The organism is Saccharibacillus qingshengii (genome assembly GCF_013185195.1).
Taxonomy (GTDB): Bacteria; Bacillota; Bacilli; order Paenibacillales; family Paenibacillaceae; genus Saccharibacillus; species Saccharibacillus qingshengii.
This window is the reverse complement of sequence record NZ_JAAZWC010000013.1, coordinates 71,369-90,297: the sequence shown is the minus strand read 5'-3', so window position 1 is coordinate 90,297 and position 18,929 is coordinate 71,369. Positions and strand designations below refer to the sequence as shown.

The 18,929-nt window shown below is 56.7% G+C and carries 19 protein-coding genes; all 19 read right to left on the bottom strand.

Going from position 1 to position 18,929, the window contains the following annotated elements:
- Window positions 1–212: 212 nt before the first annotated feature.
- On the bottom strand, window positions 213–1,715 hold the full coding sequence (locus tag HRQ60_RS13055) for an AAA family ATPase (RefSeq protein ID WP_172196266.1): 1,503 nt from the start codon (window positions 1,713–1,715) through the stop codon (window positions 213–215).
- Window positions 1,708–2,253 (bottom strand): heavy-metal-associated domain-containing protein, encoded by a 546-nt coding sequence (locus HRQ60_RS13050; RefSeq protein WP_172196265.1) that lies wholly within the window; start codon window positions 2,251–2,253, stop codon window positions 1,708–1,710. The genes HRQ60_RS13055 and HRQ60_RS13050 overlap by 8 nt, the downstream gene beginning before the upstream one ends.
- A 510-nt stretch (window positions 2,254–2,763) precedes the next feature.
- The gene (locus HRQ60_RS13045; RefSeq protein WP_172196264.1) at window positions 2,764–3,282 is read right to left on the bottom strand and encodes a DUF5590 domain-containing protein; all 519 of its coding nucleotides are present in this window, start codon (window positions 3,280–3,282) and stop codon (window positions 2,764–2,766) included.
- Window positions 3,283–3,307: 25 nt separating this feature from the next.
- Window positions 3,308–4,618, bottom strand: a complete 1,311-nt coding sequence (locus HRQ60_RS13040; RefSeq protein WP_172196263.1) for an amidohydrolase — start codon at window positions 4,616–4,618, stop codon at window positions 3,308–3,310.
- Window positions 4,581–5,258: a redox-sensing transcriptional repressor Rex gene (locus HRQ60_RS13035; protein ID WP_172196262.1), complete on the bottom strand. Its 678-nt coding sequence runs from the start codon at window positions 5,256–5,258 to the stop codon at window positions 4,581–4,583. Before HRQ60_RS13035 ends, HRQ60_RS13040 begins: the two co-directional genes overlap by 38 nt.
- Window positions 5,259–5,283: 25 nt before the next feature.
- Window positions 5,284–8,148, bottom strand: a complete 2,865-nt coding sequence (dinG, locus tag HRQ60_RS13030) for an ATP-dependent DNA helicase DinG (RefSeq protein WP_172196261.1) — start codon at window positions 8,146–8,148, stop codon at window positions 5,284–5,286.
- 175 nt (window positions 8,149–8,323) lie between these two features.
- The gene (gene panD, locus HRQ60_RS13025) at window positions 8,324–8,707 is read right to left on the bottom strand and encodes an aspartate 1-decarboxylase (RefSeq protein WP_172196260.1); all 384 of its coding nucleotides are present in this window, start codon (window positions 8,705–8,707) and stop codon (window positions 8,324–8,326) included.
- Window positions 8,700–9,614, bottom strand: coding sequence for a pantoate--beta-alanine ligase (gene panC / locus HRQ60_RS13020; RefSeq protein WP_172196259.1), 915 nt, complete (start codon window positions 9,612–9,614; stop codon window positions 8,700–8,702). The genes panD and panC overlap by 8 nt, the downstream gene beginning before the upstream one ends.
- Window positions 9,611–10,540 carry a 3-methyl-2-oxobutanoate hydroxymethyltransferase gene (gene panB, locus HRQ60_RS13015; RefSeq protein ID WP_172196258.1) on the bottom strand — a complete coding sequence of 310 codons (930 nt, stop codon included), beginning with the start codon at window positions 10,538–10,540 and terminating at the stop codon, window positions 9,611–9,613. The genes panC and panB overlap by 4 nt, the downstream gene beginning before the upstream one ends.
- A 333-nt stretch (window positions 10,541–10,873) precedes the next feature.
- Window positions 10,874–11,836, bottom strand: a complete 963-nt coding sequence (locus tag HRQ60_RS13010; RefSeq protein WP_246281310.1) for a biotin--[acetyl-CoA-carboxylase] ligase — start codon at window positions 11,834–11,836, stop codon at window positions 10,874–10,876.
- A 92-nt stretch (window positions 11,837–11,928) separates the two neighbouring features.
- Window positions 11,929–13,209 (bottom strand): CCA tRNA nucleotidyltransferase, encoded by a 1,281-nt coding sequence (locus HRQ60_RS13005; protein ID WP_172196299.1) that lies wholly within the window; start codon window positions 13,207–13,209, stop codon window positions 11,929–11,931.
- A gap of 50 nt (window positions 13,210–13,259) precedes the next feature.
- Window positions 13,260–14,420: an N-acetyl-alpha-D-glucosaminyl L-malate synthase BshA gene (gene bshA, locus HRQ60_RS13000; RefSeq protein ID WP_172196256.1), complete on the bottom strand. Its 1,161-nt coding sequence runs from the start codon at window positions 14,418–14,420 to the stop codon at window positions 13,260–13,262.
- A 169-nt stretch (window positions 14,421–14,589) separates the two neighbouring features.
- On the bottom strand, window positions 14,590–15,291 hold the full coding sequence (gene bshB1 / locus HRQ60_RS12995; protein ID WP_172196255.1) for a bacillithiol biosynthesis deacetylase BshB1: 702 nt from the start codon (window positions 15,289–15,291) through the stop codon (window positions 14,590–14,592).
- Window positions 15,284–15,709, bottom strand: a complete 426-nt coding sequence (gene mgsA / locus HRQ60_RS12990; protein WP_172196254.1) for a methylglyoxal synthase — start codon at window positions 15,707–15,709, stop codon at window positions 15,284–15,286. The genes bshB1 and mgsA overlap by 8 nt, the downstream gene beginning before the upstream one ends.
- Before the next feature lie 36 nt (window positions 15,710–15,745).
- Window positions 15,746–16,546: a 4-hydroxy-tetrahydrodipicolinate reductase gene (dapB, locus tag HRQ60_RS12985; RefSeq protein WP_172196253.1), complete on the bottom strand. Its 801-nt coding sequence runs from the start codon at window positions 16,544–16,546 to the stop codon at window positions 15,746–15,748.
- Window positions 16,543–16,896 carry a nucleotide pyrophosphohydrolase gene (locus HRQ60_RS12980; protein ID WP_172196252.1) on the bottom strand — a complete coding sequence of 118 codons (354 nt, stop codon included), beginning with the start codon at window positions 16,894–16,896 and terminating at the stop codon, window positions 16,543–16,545. Before HRQ60_RS12980 ends, dapB begins: the two co-directional genes overlap by 4 nt.
- Window positions 16,897–16,998: 102 nt before the next feature.
- Window positions 16,999–17,661 carry a DUF1405 domain-containing protein gene (locus HRQ60_RS12975; protein ID WP_172196251.1) on the bottom strand — a complete coding sequence of 221 codons (663 nt, stop codon included), beginning with the start codon at window positions 17,659–17,661 and terminating at the stop codon, window positions 16,999–17,001.
- A 117-nt stretch (window positions 17,662–17,778) separates the two neighbouring features.
- Window positions 17,779–17,997, bottom strand: a complete 219-nt coding sequence (locus tag HRQ60_RS12970; RefSeq protein ID WP_172196250.1) for an IDEAL domain-containing protein — start codon at window positions 17,995–17,997, stop codon at window positions 17,779–17,781.
- 299 nt (window positions 17,998–18,296) lie between these two features.
- A complete protein-coding gene (locus HRQ60_RS12965; RefSeq protein ID WP_172196249.1) occupies window positions 18,297–18,902 on the bottom strand; it encodes a histidine phosphatase family protein in 606 nt (201 codons plus the stop codon).
- Window positions 18,903–18,929 lie beyond the last annotated feature (27 nt).

Genomic DNA, 18,929 nt, shown 5'->3' with positions numbered 1-18,929 from the left:
GATTAAAAATATTCGGATTCGCCAAAACGACTCTATGCGGTATTCAAACGCGGACTTACGGACATGGACACCTCTCTCTATCATAAGCCTGCAAGCTTGACTGGCGGCAAGGCAGTTGCGGATATTTTGTGAAGTCGGGACGCAAAAAGGCCCGGGATGCCTATCCCGGAGCTTCCGTCAAGCCGCATACAAAAAGCAATCCCAGACAACGATCAAGCCGGAAGCTGGGTCAGCTTGCGGAACTGCGCCCGGAACTGATCGCCGGACAGCACTTCTTCACGCATCAGAATATCGAGCGAGCCTTCGAACACCTGGCGGTAACGATCCAGCTCTCCGCGGGTGTCTTCCGTCAGGGCGCGCAGGATTTTGTCGTTGTGCTTCATCAATTCTTCCTGCGTCAGCATCTTGAGACTGACGATGCCGAGATCCGTAAGGCCCGAAACGATCATGTTCTCGACCAGATCGAGCGCCTGTTCGAAATCGCCGCGGGACCCTGTGCTGCGGCCTCCGTAATAGATTTCTTCCGCCGCCGAACCGGCCAGGGCGATCATGATCTGCTCTTCCAGGAACTGCTTGGTGTAGAGATACTGTTCTTTTTGCGGATTGTGACGGACATAGCCGAGTGCCTGCCCGCGCGGGCTGAGCGCGACCTGGCTCACGCTGCCGGGACGCAGCACTTCGGCCATGATCGCATGACCGAGTTCATGGATCGCAACGCGGCGTTTTTCTTCCGTGCTTGTCTCGCGGTCCGTCTTCTCGCCGAGCATCACCTTGTCGATCGCCCGGGACAGATGCTGCTGCCCGATGACGGCCGCTTTTTCGCGCATGGCGTAAATGGCCGCTTCGTTCATGACGCTTTCGAGCTGGGCACCCGAGAAGCCGTAAGCTTCTTCGGCAATCCGGTCAAGGTCCGCTTCTTTGGAAACGGGACGGCTTGTGGCATGCAGTTCGAGAATATGCTTGCGGCCTTTTTTGTCCGGCAGGTCGACCTGGATATGACGGTCGAAACGGCCGGGACGCAGCAGCGCGCTGTCGAGCATTTCTTTGCGGTTGGTTGCGGCGATGACGAGGATGCGGGGCTCTTCGTTGTTATAGATGCCGTCCATTTCGGTCAGCAGCTGATTGAGCGTCTGGTCGTATTCGCGCTGCTGGCCGCCTTCGCGCTTGCCTCCGATGACATCGATCTCATCGATAAAGATGATTGCGCTTTGCTTTTTCTCCTGTGCGGCACGGGTACGCGCATCCTTGAACAAATCGCGGATCCGTCCCGCTCCGACACCGACGTACATTTCGACGAAATCGCTGCCCGAAGCGGCTACGAATACGGAATCCGTATAATGAGCCGCCGCTTTGGCCATCAGCGTTTTGCCGGTTCCCGGAGGGCCCGTCAGCAGAATGCCTTTGAGCGGCCGGATTCCGAGCTTTTTGATTTCTTCGTGATTGATCAGAAAATCGAGGGCTTCGCGCAGTTCCTGCTTGGAGTTATCCTGGCCGCCGATTTGTTCAAACGTGAATTTTTCCGGCTTTTGCTTTTTGCGCTTGCGGTCCTGGGACGCGCCTACCGCCAATCCGCCTTTCATCTGCAGAACGGCGAAGATTCCGGCTCCTACCAAGGCCAATACGGCAAGCGGCATGATGTTGACTCCGATCAGTCCCAGGAAAACAACGAATGCCGCCGTAAACCCGATCAGTATTTCTTTCGTCCATCTAGGCATTGGTTTGTCCTCCCGTTCCAGGCGCCGCACCAAGCGGCAGAATGATATATTTATTGGCTTTGTTGTCCGAAGCGGAGCTTAGGGCAACGTAGATGTAATGTTCGTCCATATCGCTGGAGATCGTATAGCCGCCGTTATCGCTTTGGATTTCGGACAGCGTATCGGGAATCAGGGTATAGCGTTTGTTGGCCATGGCCTCTGCGACCGAAAAGGAAGCTTTTTTCCACAAAGCGTCGATTTCGGGCGTCGAATGGTCGGCAATATCGAGAACGATCGAGCGATTTTTCAGCAGGGAACCTTCGGTTTTGCGAAGTTCGGCAATCATCCCGCGCAAATCCACGTTCGACTGCAGATCGAGTTTCAATACGGCCTGCTTCTGGGTAATGTTCACTTGGGCGCTGGTAACGCCCGGATATTTGGCGAGCATCTGCTCAATGGGACGCTCAAGTGCGGTCTGGCGATACAGAAACCAGCCTCCGAGCAGAATAATCAGCGACAGTGCGGCAGTAAGGGCTACGGGAAGGATGCGGATTTTCAATGGGCATTTCTCCTCTTCTTGCTGTATGTGCTAGCGTGGCAACAGAGTATGACATCCATCAATCGGCTACACTTTTTTAAGCATTTTGCAGAATGCTTTTTTGGTGTATGCAAACATTGCTTGACAACCTACGATTTCTTTCCTTTATCCAAATTTACCTCTTTGTTGAGAATAAGTATATCACACCGTTTTCCCATTTTCTAATTCGCACCCTACCGTGTAAATGCTTGCTTGGCACGGTTTTACCGGGAGGTATTTCCCTAAAACAGCTCCGGATCCGCTTCGAAAGCTTCCAACCAAGCAGCGGGTCGGCACTTTTGCAACCGCTTCGAACCTCCTACCGATTCGGCTGAATCCGGTATCGTTTAGGGAGGTTGGGAATGACAAAAAAGCTTCTCCATGCAATCATGGAGAAGCTTTTTTGATGTTCTCGGCGAGCGTCCGCCAAAAAGCCGGACGAACCTGCGCCGCCAGGCGCACATGCAAAAAACGGGCTTGGGCAGCGGGTTCCTACCAATTCGGAAGAAGGAAAGGCTCGTCGATCGCTCTTCCGTCCGTCAGGCTGTAGAACCGGTAGTAATGCTCGCCGGCTTGTTCATAGAAAATCTGCCAGACGTACTGTTTGTTATAGAAGCCCGGAAGCATCCGGATCAAATCGGCATCGGGCAGTTCGGTTTCGAGCCGATTCCACATGTCTTCCCGGGATATCGTTCCGGCCGCCGGCATGATCCGAACCGCGCTTTTGCCTTGCGCCGGCTTGCCTTCTTGGGTATATTGCAGCCAGACGTACTGCTGCTCGCCCGCAGCCGTCGAGCCCTGGACGACCCAGAAGATCGAGTCCTCGCCCCATACCCATTTGTCTGCCCGCCCGGTTTCGGTCAACTGCGCCTTGGAGACGGCCAATGCGACGGCCTCGCTCCGCTCGTTTGTCCGTTCTTTCATCGAAAGCGTGTAATACAAATAGGCTCCCGACAGCAGGATCAGCAGAACGAGCACGGCCAGCAGGATGATTTTGGTACGCTTGCTCACGTTGTCTTTCCTCCCGATGTCCGGATTACCGGGCCAGCAGCCCTTCGAATGCCGCTTGGGCTTCGAACCGGATTTTCTCTTCGTCCATCGTCAGACATTCCCGATTCTTGACGATCTGAACCCCGTCCACCCAGACATGACGGACGTCCTGGCCGGCAGCCGAATACACGATATGCGATACGTAGTCGGTGCGCGGCAGGAAATGGGCCTGCTCGGTATCGAGTGCCACAAAGTCCGCTTTCATTCCGGCGGCAAGGGTACCCAGGTTGTCCAGGTACAACGACTGTGCCCCGTACAGCGTCCCCATACGCAGCGCTTCCGCTGCCGGAACGGCTGTCGGATCGCCCGATACGCCTTTGTGGATCAGCGCGGCCAGACGCATCTCCTCGAACATGTCAAGGTTGTTGTTGCTGGCCGGACCGTCTGTGCCAAGCGATACGACAACGCCCGCTTTGAGCAGCTGCGGCACTCTCGCCACGCCGCTCGCAAGCTTCAGGTTGCTGCCCGGATTGTGCGAGACCGCCACTTTGTGCGCGGCGAGCATGTCGATCTCTTCGTCCGTCAGGTGAACGGCATGCGCCACCATCGACGGACGGGAGAAGAAGCCCTGTTTTTCAAGATGGGCCACCGGACGCAGTCCGTAGTCCCGAACATTCTGCTCCACTTCGGCCGCTGTTTCCGACATATGCGTGTGCAGCGGCAGATCCAGATCGTGCGCCGCCTGAACAAACCGTTCGATGAAGGCAGGCGGGCAGGTATACGGCGCATGCGGCGACATCATAACCGTAATGCGTCCGTCCGCTTGTCCGTGCCAGGCTTTGGCAAAAGCGATCGCGTCGGCCAGTTTGGATTCCTGTTCTTCTTCCGAACACAGTCCGATAACGCCGCGCGTCAGCGAAGCCCGCATTCCCGATTTCACTACCGCTTCCGCAACACGGTCCATATGGTCGTACATATCGAGGAAGGTCGTTGTCCCGCTTTTGAGCATTTCGATGATCGACAGCGAACTGCCCCAATAGACATCGTCCGACGTGAACTTGGCTTCCATCGGCCACATTTTGGTCTGCAGCCATTCCTGCAGCACCATGTCGTCTCCGTAGCCCCGCAGCAGCGACATGGCCGTATGGCCGTGGCTGTTGACCAGACCCGGCATAAACAGCAGGCCTTTTCCGTCAACCGAGGGCAGATCGCGTGCGTCTTCCGGTTCTTCGGTTCCGATATAGGCAATCATGCCTTGATCGATCACCATACAGCCTTTGACGACTTCTCCCTGCAGGCCGGTGGCGAATACGCCGTTTCTAACGATCCACTTGCTCGGGCTGTTTGTCGTTGTCATGGATGTCCGCTTCCTTTCCGTTATCGAGATAATAAGCCAGGCTGAGCAGGTCGGTCGTGAAATCGGCCGTATGGATCCGGACTTCGGCCGGTACCTTCAAGACGGTAGGCGCAAAATTCAGGATCGCTTCCACGCCGGCTCCGACCAGTTGGTCGGCCACGCGCTGGGCTTCGGAATCCGGCACGGTAATAATCCCGACGCGAATCCCTTTCTCCGCAACGGTAGACTGCAGTTCTTCGATCGGCTGTACGGTCAGTTTGTTGATTTTGGTGCCGACCTTCGGCGTATACGAATCGAACACCGCTACGATCTTCATGCTTTCTTTGAGGTACATATTATAATTGGACAGCGCATGCCCCAGATTACCCGCACCGATCAGCGCCACGTTGATCTGGCGGTCCAGCTTGAGGATATGGCGAATTTTCTCGATCAGGTAAGAAACGTCGTATCCGATACCTTTGCGGCCAAAATCTCCGAAATAGGCAAGGTCTTTCCGGATTTGCGCCGGATTGAGATCCAGTTTCTGGCCGAGTTCCTGTGACGATACCGTCATGACTTCACGTTTATGCAGTTCACTCAGGTGGCGCAGGTAAACGGGAAGTCTGCGAACAACGGCTTCCGAAATTTTTTCCGCTTTCATTCAAGGTCCCTCCCAGGGGAATAAGTTAATCCGACTTTCCTTCCGGTTCCAGCCACTCGGCAACTCTCGGCACAATCTGCTCGAGCGCCATATGCTCCATTTTCGGACCCGGAAGCGAGTATAAAAAGTACTTGCCGTAATACGATTCGATCACGCGCGTATCATAGACGATTACGATGCCGCGGTCGCGCCGTGTGCGCACCAGCCGGCCGAATCCCTGTTTGAAGCGGATCACGGCCTGCGGAACGGACAATTTCATAAAAGGATTGAGATTCTGCCGCTTGAGCAGCTCGCTTTTGGCTTCCAGCAGCGGATGGCTCGGCGGCTGAAACGGAAGGCGTACGATCGCCAGGCAGGTCAGCGCATCGCCGGGAATATCGACCCCTTCCCAGAAACTGCTGGTGCCGAGCAGCACGGTCTTCGCATTCTCCTGAAAACGCCGAGTGAGACGGCTGCGGCTTCCGCTGTCCACTCCCTGCCCGATCAGCGAAATGCCCGACGCGGACAGCAGCTCCTTAAGCGGCTCGTATACCTGGCGCAGCATCCGATAGGAAGTGAACAGCACCAGCATGCGTCCCTGCGTCGCTTCCGCGGTCCGGGCCAGCGAATCGGTCAGAGCGGCCAGGAAAGAAGCATCCGCCATCTGTCCTTTGACACTCGGGAAATCCCGCGGAACGATCAGCAGCGCCTGCTCCCGGTAATTGAACGGCGAAGGCAGCACTTCCGTTAACAGTCTTTTTTGCGAAGAGGCTTCGCGCAGACCCAGCTGATCGATCATGTAGTCGAACTTCTTGTCAACGGCAAGCGTAGCCGAAGTCAGAACGACACTTTTCTTTTTATCAAAAAAGTGCTGCTGCAGCTGCGCGCTCACATCGATCGGTACCGCATACATCTGCAGCGACTTGCTCTTGAACTGCGAACTGCCTTCGAGCCAGTATACGGTACTGCCGTCGTCGAGACGCATAAAGAAGCGCAGCGACTCCCTCGCTTCGGATAAATCTTTGAACAAACCCGAAATATCCGTAGCCAGCCCTTCGGCCGTGTAATCGCCGCTGTCTTCCTTGACGGAAGCCGCCATTCGTTCTCCGCGCCGGATCGCTTCGCCCAGACCTACGTAGATCTGGTCTTCCAGCGTCGACAGCGTATCCCAACCTGCCGGATATTCGCCCGCCGTCAGCCGCAGCGTATGCTGGCCGGCTTCGGGTGCAGAGATATCCGCCCGATCGGGCAGCAGCGTATAGAGCAGCTCCGTCAGTTTGTCCCAGTTTTCTTTGGCATCGATCAGTTCCGGAACAATATCGTCGATCGCCTTGTTCCAATCGTTTTTCTTCTCGTGTCCGATTCGTCCAAGCAGCTGGCGCAGGGCCGGAAGCTGGCCGTTTTTGCCGTCTTTGTAGAGCCGGTTCAGGGTATGGACAAACGAGAAATATTTCAGATGCAGCCCCAAATGCTTGCCGGCCACATCTTCGAGATGATGCGCTTCGTCGATCACCAGACGCTCGTAGGCGGGCAGCAGCTGATCGTCGGCTTTGACGTCGGAGAACAGTTTGGAATGGTTCGTCACGACGACATCGGCCATGGAGGCTTCATGTTTCGCCCGATAATAATAGCAGCTTCGGAACCACGGACAGGCGCGGCCCAGACACGAATCCGTCTCGCTGGCAATCGTATCCCAGAAATCCTGGCCGCGGCCGATCCCGAGATTCAGTTCCTCGTCGTCGCCGCTTTGCGTTCGGGTCAGCCAGACAACAAGCTGCGCCGCCGTCAGCGCATCGTCCGCGGGATGTGTGAATTCGCGCCGGTCGATTTTCTGTTCCAGCTTGCGCATGCACAGGTAATGCTGGCGTCCTTTGAATACCGAGGCGCGGAATTCGAACGGCACGACACGGCTCAGCAGCGGAACATCGCGTTCGCGCAGCTGTTCCTGCAGATTGATCGTATGCGTACTGACCATCACTTTGCGATCTTTCTTGACGCTCTCGTAAATGGCGGGAATCAGATAACCGAGCGACTTGCCCGTTCCTGTTCCCGCCTCGATCAGCAGATGCTTGTCGCTGTCGAACGCTTCCTGGACTTTGCCGAACATGATGTTCTGCGATTCCCGCTCTTCGTATCCGGGAAGTTCGGCCCGCAGATTGTTCTGCACCTGTTCCAGAAATTGTTCAAACGACACCTCTTCAAGCGGATTGCCGTCGCGGATTTCGCGGGCGGGAGGCACTTCGGCCCACTCGCCCGTCTTGAGCGCGAACTGGCGGTAGAACTTGAATTCTCCGCTTTCCTGAAGAGGCTCAAGCTCTTTCTCTTCGACCAGCGTCTGGAAAAACCAACCCAGATCGCTGTCGCCTGCGAGCAGTTCGGCTATGCGCTGCAGCGTCACGAGCGGCAGCGTTCTCGCTTCTTCCAGACAGTGCAAAAAAACGTGCGCCGTCGCCAGCGCGTCACTGTCCGCCTGGTGCGGCCGCTCGTGCGGAACGCCAAACTGCGACGCGACCGCGCCGAGCTGGTAACTCGTAATCGAAGGATACAAAATACGCAGCAGATCGATCGTATCCAGAATCCGGCCGCTGAACGGCAGATATCCGGTCTGGTCGAGTGCGCGCTGCAAAAAGCCGAAATCAAACGCCACATTGTGTCCGATCAGGACGGCGTCATCCAGCAGCGGGATCATCCCGATGATCGCTTCGTCCAATACCGGCGCTTCGCCAAGCTGTTCTTCGCGAATTCCTGTCAGTTCGGCAATGAACGACGGAAGCGGAACGCCGGGATTGACCAGGGACTGGTACGTATCCACGATCTGCAGATCGTGGTCAATGACGCTCAGACCGATCTGGATGATGGCATCCGATGCCTGAGTGCCCGTCGTTTCAAAATCCAGCACGGCAAATTTCATGGAATCGATAAATCCTTTCAATACGTATTTCCTTATCAGCATAACAGACAAAGGGCGGTTTGGGAAACCATTCACCACTGCACGAAGCCCAAAAAAAGGAAGGTTTTGCGCGTGCAGCGCAGAAAAAAAGCGGCGCCGCGCATCGTGATGCGAGCGGCGTCCGCTTTTCGCTTTTTTAACGAATCGTGGCGTGAATTTCTTTGACGGCCGTCTCGACGGCGCGGTTGCCTTCATCCACAAACACGACGGTCGGTTGATGCAGCAGCGCTTCTTCATTCGACATCGACGCATAGGAGATAATAATCACGGTATCTCCGGGCTGTACACGCCGCGCCGCCGCGCCGTTAAGGCAGATGACTCCGCTCCCGCGGACACCCGGAATCACGTACGTTTCCAGCCGCTCGCCGTTGTTGTTGTCGACGATCTGCACTTTCTCGTTCTCCAGCAGATCGGCCGCATCCATCAGATCTTCGTCAATCGTGATGCTTCCTACGTAGTTCAGATTCGCTTCCGTAACCGTCGCACGGTGAATCTTCGATTTCATCATGGTTCTATACATGCAGAGCAGCCTCCTTGAGCTTCATAATGACATTGTCGATCAGTCGGGTCGTACCGAATTTGACGGCTACCGCAAGGATAAGCGATCCTCCCGAGTCCCTCAAATCAGATAATCCGTGTTCTTCGTCCAGCGGTACAAGGTCAGGGAACGCCAGCATTTCCACATAGTCGATGACGGCAAGCGGAGAAGCCTGAATGGCCCGGGTGACGTCTTCGACAATCCGGCGGGGCGACACGCTCTCGCCGGATTGGATCCGCTCGGCCGCTTCGCGCAGCGAACGCGACAGCACAAGCGCTTCCCTGCGCTGCTCGCTGCTGAGATACACATTGCGCGAACTGAGCGCAAGCCCGTCTTCCTCGCGTATGATCGGACAAGGCACGATTTCGACGTCCATGTTCAGATCGATGACCATTTTCTGCAGAACCGCTACCTGCTGGGCGTCTTTGGCTCCGAAGAAAGCTTTGTCGGGTTTGACGATATGGAACAGTTTCGATACCACGGTGGCGACTCCATCAAAATGTCCCGGGCGCGAAGCGCCGCACAGGCGCTCGGTGACTCCAGTGACGGTGACGGTCGTTTTGCGTTCTTGCGGATACATCTCGTCCACGGAAGGCAGGAATACGACATCCACTCCTTCTCGTTCGGCCAGTTCCAGATCCGCTTTTTCGCTGCGCGGGTAGCGGTCCAGATCTTCCCCCGGTCCGAACTGGATCGGGTTGACGAAGATGCTGAGCACGGATATGCCGCTTTCGGCGCGCGAACGCCGCAGCAGGCTGGCATGGCCTTCGTGCAGATAACCCATCGTCGGCACGAAACCGACAGCGTTTCCCTGCTCCGAGCCGCGGCGCTCTTCGCGCAGCGCGGCGATCAAAGTACGCGCTTCGGCGATAGTGGCGGCAATCTTCATGCCTGCGCCCCCACTTTCTTTTTATCGGAAGTTCCGTCTCCCGCATGAGCCGGTTTTTCTTCGGAACGTCCTCCTCCGTACAGCGAATCCAGCGACTCGCCGACACCTTCATCGGCTTTGAATACGTGATTTTCGGCCGGGAAAGCTCCGCTTTTCACTTCGTTTACGTAATCTTCGATCCCGCCGCGGATCTGCGAGCCGATATCGGCGAACGTTTTGACGAATCTTTTCTCCATATACGGCGAAGCGTACTTCACCACATCGTGGAACACAAGCACCTGGCCGTCGCATCCGCGGCCGGCGCCGATGCCGATCGTCGGGATCGACAGTTCGCGGGAGATGGCGGCGGCGGTTTCTTCCGCAACCAGTTCCAGAACGACCGCGAAAGCTCCGGCTTCTTCCAGCGCTTTGGCTTCATTCATAAGGCGCTTGGCATCTTCGGCGTCTTTGCCCTGCACGCGGTAGCCGCCGATCGTATTGACCGACTGCGGCGTCAGGCCGATATGCCCGAGTACCGGCACTCCGGCCTGCACAATCGCTTTGACCGCGGAGGCAATCTCCAGACCGCCTTCCATCTTGACGGCGTGCGCATGTCCTTCCTGCATCAGGCGGCGCACGCCTCTGAGCGTTTCATCTATGCTTCCGTGGTAGGTCATAAAAGGCATGTCGGCGACGATGAACGTATTGCCCGCTCCCCGCGCCGTCGCTCTCGAATGATACACCATATCGTCCAAAGTTACGGGAATCGTCGAATCGTAGCCGAGTACGACGTTTCCAAGGGAATCTCCTACCAGAATCAGGTCGATGCCGGCTTCTTCCGCCAGTTTCGCGGACGGATAATCGTAAGCCGTAATCATCGTCAAAGGTTCTTTCTGCTGTTTCATTTTGCGAATTTTCACTACGTTCAACGGTCTTTTTGCTGTCATTTCATCAGGCTCCTTTTGTGGATAGTGTGGGCCTTTGCACCGGACTTGCAGCTTTGTCCAACGCAAAAAGCCTTTTGCTGTCACCAAAAGGGCCGAAAGGTAAGAAGAAACGGGCGCGACGATTCGCTTCTCCCTTCTGTCTCGGTCCTTGTACGGCTCAGAGCAGAACTGCAGGGCAATTCATACGGTCCGGGCGAAAGTCCGTCCGGAACAGGGGTCTTGCAATCGGATCTTTACGGCTGCGGCAGTGCAGTTCGGCTTGAAACGCCGATACCGCCTCCACACCGCCAGTATAACAAATCTCCGAAAAGAAAACACCTTTCTTATTCTTTGTTACTCTCTTTCTTTTGGATAGAGCTCGATATCGCCGGAATAAACCGGTACGACCGCCCCGTCTTCCGTGCGCATCATCAGTTCGCCCTGCCCGCCGAGTCCATGCGCCCATCCCCGGCGTTCGCCGCGTACATCGCGCACGACGATTTCGCGGCCAAGCGTAACGCTCAGCGATTCCCACAGCAGCCGCACCGGTTCGAATCCGCTCTCGGCATACAGCCGATACAGGGTCTCGAATTCGTTCATCACAGCCGCAATCAGCGCCGAGCGATCGACTTCGATACCCGATTCGCGCCGCAGCGAGGTCACTTTGCTTCGCAGTTCCTCGGGATAATCGGACTCCTCCAGATTGGCATCGATACCGATTCCCATAATGCAGTGCCGCACGCCGCCGTCTTCCACCACCGCTTCCAGCAGTATCCCGCACAGCTTGCGGCCGTCCGCCAGCAGGTCGTTCGGCCATTTGATCCCGGCTTCCACCCCGCTCACCTGACGAATCGCACGGCAGACGGCTACCGCCGCCAGCAGGGTCAGCTGCGGCACGGCGGTCAAGGGACCTTCGGGACGAAGTACCGTGCTCATCCAGACGCCTTTGCCGGGCGGCGAATGCCAGACTCTTCCTTGTCTGCCCCGTCCGGAAGTCTGCTCTTCGGCTACGACAAGCGTCCCTTCCGGCGCACCTTCGCGCGCCCGTTTCTCCGCTTCGGTCTGCGTGGAATCGGTCTTCGCCAGCACGGTCAATTCCCGTCCGAAACGAACCGTCCGAAGATGCGATGCGATGCGCCGGGTATCCAGGGCGGATACGGAAGCCGCAAGGCGATAACCAAGCTTGGGTGAAGCATCGAACACATAACCGGCGTCTTTGAGCCGGCGGATCTGCTTCCATACCGCCGTGCGGCTGACGCCGAGCCGCCGGCTGATTTCTTCGCCGGAGAGGTACTCTCCGCCCGCCGCGTCGAACATGTCCAGCAGGCTTGCCCGTCCGTCTCCGTCGGGAAGCGGATAGGCCCCATGGTTCGATCGGCGGCTGTCGTTTGGCGTCGGTTTCGGTTCTGTCATTCGCTTCTCGCCCCCTCCCGTGTATCCGGCTCCGCGAGCAGCCGGTTTATGCCGGCCAGCAGCGCTTCGCGTTCGTTTGCGATCTCGCCCAAAGCGGCGGCTTCCAGCAGCCGCCGGATCAGTGCGCCGAGCCAGGGACCGGGCGCACGATTCAACTGCCCGGCGATATCGTTCCCGCCGAGCGCAAGCTCCCGCGGCGATTCGGCCGGAATCGCCGCCAGCCATTCGGCCGCCTGCTCAAACCGCGCAGCCGGCAGCTTGTCCGCTTCGGCCAGCGCGAAGCGGTAGGTCAGCCAGGTTTCGGCCGCTTTCCGGCCGAAGTCCAAGACACAGCGGATAAAAACAAGCCGAGTCTCTGCGCCGCCTGCCGCCTCCATTCGCTCGTCGATCCGCAGCAGCGCCGCGGCCGATTTGGAGAATCCGCCGGAGAACGTCCAGCTCTTCAGCAGATTTTCCGCTTCGCCGCCGGTTACGCCGAGGCCTTGAAGCAGCGCCGCCCAGCGCAGCTCGGCCGGCTGCGGCGGCAGTGCATCCAGCCTTGCGGGACGTGCCTGCTCCAGCGCCTGCGGCTTCATGAGGATCTTCGCTTCCGCCAGCAGAGCGCTCTGGGCCATCAGCCGCAGTCCTTCCGCCGGATTTGGCCCGCCGATCATCTTCTCCAGTTCGGCGCGAATCCGCTCCGCGGCGATATGAATCATATTGCCGCGGAGTTCAAGCAGCGCTTCCCAGGTCTTCGGTTCAAAATCGAAACCGAACACGCAGGCGAAGCGTACCCCGCGCAGCATGCGAAGCGCATCTTCGCGAAACCGCTCGCGCGCTTCGCCCACGCAGCGGATCACACCCAGCTCCAGATCGGCCCGGCCCCCGTAAGGATCGACGTATTCGCCGCCGAGTTTGCGGGCGATAGCATTCATGGTAAAGTCCCGCCGCTGCAGGTCCTCGTCGAGCGAACGGACGAAAGTAACCTCATCCGGCCGGCGAAAATCTTTGTAATCCGTTTCCGTCCGAAACGTCGTGACTTCGAACGGAATTTTCTCCACCACAACCGTTACCGTGCCATGTTCGATCCCGGTAGGCACCGTACGGGCGAAGAGCTCCGTCACCTCTTCGGGACGGGCCGACGTGGCGATATCCATATCGTTGACCGGACGGCCGATGAGTTCGTCGCGGACACATCCGCCCACCCAGCAGGCGGTATGTCCGGCCTGCTCAAGCGTACGCAGAATTTCCGCGCTCAGTCGGACTTCCTCGGGATCGGCGTACTTCCACTGCGCCACATGATTCAACTCCGTTTCCGCTCTTTCTGTATGCGGTCGTTCAAAGCTGTTCAGCAGCCTTGAACGACCGCTTCCGGCAGCTTGCGCCCCAGCACGCGGTAATAGATTTCTTCGTACTCGCGCATGATTTTCTGATCGCAAAAACGCGTATGCGCCCGCTCCAGGCAGGCCTCGCGCATTCTTGCTTTTTCTCCGGGATCGCTCAGCAGGCGCACGGCGTAAACGGCCATCGCCGCCGTGTCGCCGATCGGCGCCAGATAACCGGTAACGCCATGTTCGACCAGCTCCGGTATGCCTCCGGCTTCCGAACCGACGGTAGGCACACCGCAGGCCATCGCCTCAAGCGCTACCAGGCCGAAACTTTCTTTTTCCGAAGGCAGCAGCAGCAGATCGGCCAACGAAATCACCTGGGCGATCTCATCTTGTTTACCGAGAAAATGTACCCGGTCTTCCAGCCCCAGCTCCCTGATCTTGCTCTGCACTTTGGGCATGTCCGGTCCTTCCCCGACGAGCAGAAGTTTGGACGGCATCTGTCGGTTGACCCGGTCGAAGACTTCGATCACGTCCGTCACGCGCTTCACCGGCCGAAAATTGGAGATATGCATCAGGATCTTCTCGTCCGGTGTCGCAAATTCGCTGCGCAGTCCGGAGACTTCACGCGGATAATATACCCTTTTGTCGATAAAGTTATAGGTCAGATCGATGTCGCGCGTGATCTCCAGCGCTTCGCGCGTCTGCTGAACCAGATCCGCCGACACTGCCGTTACCGCATCGCTGCGGTTGATCGCCAGCGCGATCAGATCCTTGAGCGTAACGTCCTGCCCCAGCACCGTGATATCGGTCCCGTGCAGCGTGGTCACGATTTTGAGATCGTCTCCTACCATCTGCTTGGCGAGATAGGCGCAGACCGCATGCGGCACCGCATAATGGACATGCAAAATATCGAGTTTTTCCCGTTTGACCACCTGTGCCATTTTGGATGCCAAAGACAGATCGTACGGCGGATAACGAAAAACATAGTAGTCGCTGACTTCCACTTCGTGATAATGAATATTTTTGTGAAAGGCTCCCAGCCGGAAAGGAATACTGTGCGTAATAAAATGGACTTCGTGTCCTTTTTCCGCCAGCAGCTTACCCAGTTCCGTCGCGACCACTCCCGATCCGCCGAGCGAAGGATAGCAGGTGATACCGATTTTGAGTGTGTCTTTCATTAAGCCCGGAACTCCTTTCTTGCCGGCTGCCCATACGGGGCTCCGGGTCGTTTCCTGTTTTCTCCAGCACCTTGTCAACTCTTAATCCGAGGTTTACGTTCCCTTCACATGCACACGCTTTAGATGCGTTTGAAGGGGGCATAACCTTACTTTTAGCGTTGACAAGGTATTAGTCGAACAAATGAATTTCATGCGGCAGACGCGAAGCAAACCCTTCCGCGTAACCGATGCCCCGCTTTTGGCCGAGCAGCGAATCGCGCGCTTTGACGCGTTCCACATACTGCGCGGTCAGCGGGGTATCGACAGCATCCGCGTTCTGCCCCGGGCCGGTAAACTGCGAAGCGTAGCAGCGCAGCGCCTGTTCTTTTTCCGTATAAAAATCCGTGACGTCGACCATAAGATCGGTGCGTCCGGGATCGTTGATAAAATAAAAATAAAGACGGTTCACCGTTGTCGGAGGCATCTCGGGCATATAACGGCGCAGCTTGGCATTAAAAACCGCTTCTTCAACCAGGGCGCTGCACGCGATATGGTCCGGATGCCGGTCTTCCCAATAAGGAGCGAACACAAGCTTCGGCGACCATCTGCGGATTTCGGCCGTCATCCGGCGAATATGCTCGTCCGTGCGAAACAGCCCGCGATCCGGCAGACCGAGATTGCTGCGCATGGAGAGGCCAAGCACGGCGGAAGCCGCCTCGGCTTCCTTCTGGCGCAGTTCCACGGTGCCGTTCGAAGACATCTCGGCAAAAGTCAGATCGCAGATTCCGACGCGCCGGCCGGCTCTTGTATGCTTGACGATGGTACCGCCCATGCCGATCTCGGCATCGTCGGCATGGGCACCGAACACGAGAATATCCAGTTTTTCACTCATTGCTCTCAATGCCCGGTTTGTACTTATGTACCAGCTCACGCCAGCCAAAGTCGCCGCGCATCAAGGCTTTGACCAGAATCTCGGCTGTTGCCACATTCGTCGCTACCGGAATGCCCTGTACGTCGCATATCCGAAGCAGCGCCGTAATATCCGGTTCATGCGGCTGCGCCATCAGCGGATCGCGCAGGAAAATGATCAGGTCCAGTTCGTTCTCCGCCACCAGCGCACCGATCTGCTGGTCACCTCCGAGCGGGCCCGACATAAACCGATGGATTTGCAAACTTGTCGCTTCCATGATCCGTTGGCCGGTCGTTCCTGTCGAATACAGCTCGCTGCCTACAAAAGCCTTTTCGTAAGCCGTTACAAAATTGACCATCTCGTCTTTTTTACGGTCGTGCGCGATAAATGCGATCTTCATCGAGATCCCTCTTTCCGGCTAGGTTGATAGAATGCTCTACATCAAATGTTCGAATCCGTACACCATGCCGGTATACGCCATCACTTTCTTGATGCCGATATTGACGCCCGGCATGTAACCGGCGCGTTCGTAAGAATCGTGACGAATCTTGAGGCTCTGTCCATAACCGCCAAAAATGACTTCCTGCTGCGCGAATACGCCGGGCAGACGCACACTGTGGATCCGGAATCCTTCGTATTCGCCTCCGCGTGCGCCGGGCAGAATTTCTTCTTCATCCGGATTGCCCTGCTTGAACTTTTCGCGGCCTTTCGCAATGAGTTCCGCCGTTTTGATCGAAGTACCCGAAGGCGCATCCAGCTTCTGATCGCCGTGGGTCTCGATAATCTCGACATGCGGCAGGTATTCTGCGGCTTTCGCCGCAAACTGCATCATCAGAATCGCCCCGATCGAAAAGTTCGGAGCAATCAGTCCGCCGATATTCGCTTCCCGGCACAATTCGTCCAGCTCTTCGATCTGCCGGGGCGTAAAGCCCGTCGCCCCGACTACGGGACGCACGCCGTGCTTGATCGCCGTTACCGTATTGGAATAAACGACCGAAGGAACGGTAAAGTCCACCAGGACGTCCGGTTTGGCAGATGCCAGCGCCGTATCCAGATGGTCGACCGCGGTCAGACCGCACGGCTTAAGTCCCGCCAGCTCCCCCGCATCTCTCCCGGCGCCCGAACGGTCGATCGCCGCCACCAATTCCAGCGTTTCGTCCTCCAGCACCATTTTGACCACTTCGCGTCCCATGCGTCCGCCTGCCCCTGCAACCGCTACCCTGATTTTTTCGCTCATTGTTCTTCTTCCTCCTGCCGCGTCTGGGCGTCGATCCGTGTCCAACGGTCTTTATCGCGCGTATTGAATTTATGCATGACCCGATCGTGGGCCTCTGTCAGATCGATATTCAGCGAATTGGCGAAGCAAAGCGTAATAAACAAAATATCGCCCAGTTCCAATTCGATCGAATTGTCGTCTTCCCCGCTCTTTTTCGGCTTTTCGCCAAAGCTGTGATTCACTTCCCGGGCGAGTTCCCCGACTTCTTCCGTCATCCGGGCGAGCATCGACAGCGGGCTGAAATACCCCTCTTTGAACTGCGAAATATAACGGTCGACTTCCCGCTGCATTTCCGCCAGACTTTTCTCCATGCCGATTCTCCCCCTTCCGCTGTTCTTCTGACCTGCCAGCTTGCGCTGCATTCTTCCTTATGTTATCGCAAAGACATTTCCAACACAATGACAGCGGCCAAGCTACCGGGAACGCCGAACCTGTATTTCGCCGGCTCTCCAACTCCTGCCGGCTCCGCGAATCGCCGCCCATCCGGCCAGCACACTGGCCGCCGTGAGCGCAAACGTAAAGTTTCGGACCTGATCGATCCGGGCCAGATGTTCCGGCGACAGGTATGGAAAAATTCCGAAGGTATAATCGATCGTGTCGTTTGCAAAAGTCCAAACCGCGGCCGGAATCAGCCACAGGACGCCCAGACTGAAGAAACGGACATACAGCAGCGCTTCAAGCGCCATGATGCCGTGAGACGCAATCAGCATCCAACTGAGAGGCTCGATCGGATAACCCAGACCCGCGTCCCAGACAATAATCGAAATCGCCCATATCCCGTATTTAACCGAAGTGACAACCGCCAGCGCTTCGATCAGATTCAAGATCCCTTTCATCCATCGCGAAGAAGGAGGAAACAGCAGCCCCAATACGGCAAGCGTAAAGAACAAACTGCCGGTCGGACTGTCCGGAACAAATACGATTTGCCAAGCCGGCTGGGTTTCCCATACATTGGCCAATTGACCGCCGTACCAGATATATCCGTATACCGTTCCGATCAGATTGCTGACAAACAGCAGCCAGAGAATCCTTCGGTCGGTCAGCAGAGCCCGGCTCCACAACCAAGAAAGCGTCATTTTCTTCCTCCCACACCAAATTCGGGCGACTTTTCAACAGCCGTTCCTTCACAAAAAGCCTGACCGCGTCGGCGGCCAGGCTGTGATGAACCCATTTCTATTTTAACTGCGGCTTCTTCAAGTTGGCAAGCGCGAGGATTCAGACGAAATCGAACGGCCTTCCAGCAGCTTCAATTCGCCGGTCAGCGCCAGAAAAGCCAATTCGTCCCCATTGGCGAGAGCGGCATCGATGTCCTGCTGCAGCATTTCACAGCGCCGTCTGCGCAGCGCTTCATCCCATACCATCTCGGCGGCCAGACCCAACATCACTTCGTAAGCGGCTTTCATCTTGTCCAAAGGACGCACCTCCCGAGTTATCGTATCATCCGGCAACCGACTCTGCTTCGACGACTTCTGGCTGGAGTAGGGATTCCCCCGCATACCCCGTGCGTGAAAGAATTGAGAGCGTCCTCAATTTTTCTCGATTTTAAAAAAAGAGAAAAGAGTCGAGCTCCTTTCTTTGATTTTAACCAGAAAGGAAGAGCTTGCACCAGAAAACGGTAAAAATCATGATTTTTATTTAGCAAGAATACCTCGGGATGCTTAAATCAAAAAAAAAGCCTTCCGTCGGCGGCTGCCGAAGAAAGGCTTTCATCTCAAGAAGTTCTTGGGTCTGCCGAAGGTTCTTCGAGCAGATGTTTGGTGCAGTTATAGATGAGAGGTTCCCACTGCTCTCCCCGTTTTTCCAGCACCGTCAATGAGAGGTTGCCGATCCGCTCGGTATGTCTGCCTTTGTAGAGAGCGGCATACAGCTGGGCCAGGAGCCCGCCGTGCGTGACGACAAGGATATGGCTGTCCGGATATTTCACTTCCAGATCGGCGATAAAAGACAACGCCCGCTCTTCAAGAGCTTCAAGCTTCTCCTGACCGATATCCTGGGTGTTCCACTCGGCGCCGAATCGCTCTTCCCGCTCGGCCTGGGTCAGCCCTTCCACCTGGCCGAATCCGCGTTCCGCGAGACGCGAATCGGCTTCAAGCAGCGGCAGCTTCAATTGGGCGGCGATAATCTCAGCCGTTTCCTGTGCCCGAAGCAGTCCGCTGGAAATCACGAAATCCCAGCGATAGGTTTCTTCCCCAAGACGCCGGGCCAATACGGCCGCCTGACGGCGTCCTTCATCATTGAGCGGGATATCGCTGCGGCCCTGGATGCGGCCCGCCGCATTCCAATCGGTAAGTCCATGTCTGATCAATCCGATAAGCATCGGCATCTCCACAACCTTTCTCGATCG

Excerpts from the sequence above, each read along its gene's own strand:
- dinG (WP_172196261.1), bottom strand. The coding sequence starts at position 8,148 with ATGAAATTTGCCGTGCTGGATTTTGAAACGACGGGCACTCAGGCATCG.
- panB (WP_172196258.1), bottom strand. The coding sequence starts at position 10,540 with ATGACAGCAAAAAGACCGTTGAACGTAGTGAAAATTCGCAAAATGAAA.
- HRQ60_RS12975 (WP_172196251.1), bottom strand. The coding sequence starts at position 17,661 with ATGACGCTTTCTTGGTTGTGGAGCCGGGCTCTGCTGACCGACCGAAGG.
- HRQ60_RS13040 (WP_172196263.1), bottom strand. The coding sequence starts at position 4,618 with ATGACAACGACAAACAGCCCGAGCAAGTGGATCGTTAGAAACGGCGTA.
- panD (WP_172196260.1), bottom strand. The coding sequence starts at position 8,707 with ATGTATAGAACCATGATGAAATCGAAGATTCACCGTGCGACGGTTACG.
- bshB1 (WP_172196255.1), bottom strand. The coding sequence starts at position 15,291 with ATGAGTGAAAAACTGGATATTCTCGTGTTCGGTGCCCATGCCGACGAT.
- mgsA (WP_172196254.1), bottom strand. The coding sequence starts at position 15,709 with ATGAAGATCGCATTTATCGCGCACGACCGTAAAAAAGACGAGATGGTC.
- HRQ60_RS12980 (WP_172196252.1), bottom strand. The coding sequence starts at position 16,896 with ATGGAGAAAAGTCTGGCGGAAATGCAGCGGGAAGTCGACCGTTATATT.
- HRQ60_RS13055 (WP_172196266.1), bottom strand. The coding sequence starts at position 1,715 with ATGCCTAGATGGACGAAAGAAATACTGATCGGGTTTACGGCGGCATTC.
- HRQ60_RS13035 (WP_172196262.1), bottom strand. The coding sequence starts at position 5,258 with ATGAAAGCGGAAAAAATTTCGGAAGCCGTTGTTCGCAGACTTCCCGTT.
- panC (WP_172196259.1), bottom strand. The coding sequence starts at position 9,614 with ATGAAGATTGCCGCCACTATCGCCGAAGCGCGTACTTTGATCGCCGCG.
- HRQ60_RS12965 (WP_172196249.1), bottom strand. The coding sequence starts at position 18,902 with ATGCTTATCGGATTGATCAGACATGGACTTACCGATTGGAATGCGGCG.
- dapB (WP_172196253.1), bottom strand. The coding sequence starts at position 16,546 with ATGAGCGAAAAAATCAGGGTAGCGGTTGCAGGGGCAGGCGGACGCATG.
- bshA (WP_172196256.1), bottom strand. The coding sequence starts at position 14,420 with ATGAAAGACACACTCAAAATCGGTATCACCTGCTATCCTTCGCTCGGC.
- HRQ60_RS13010 (WP_246281310.1), bottom strand. The coding sequence starts at position 11,836 with ATGTTCGACGCGGCGGGCGGAGAGTACCTCTCCGGCGAAGAAATCAGC.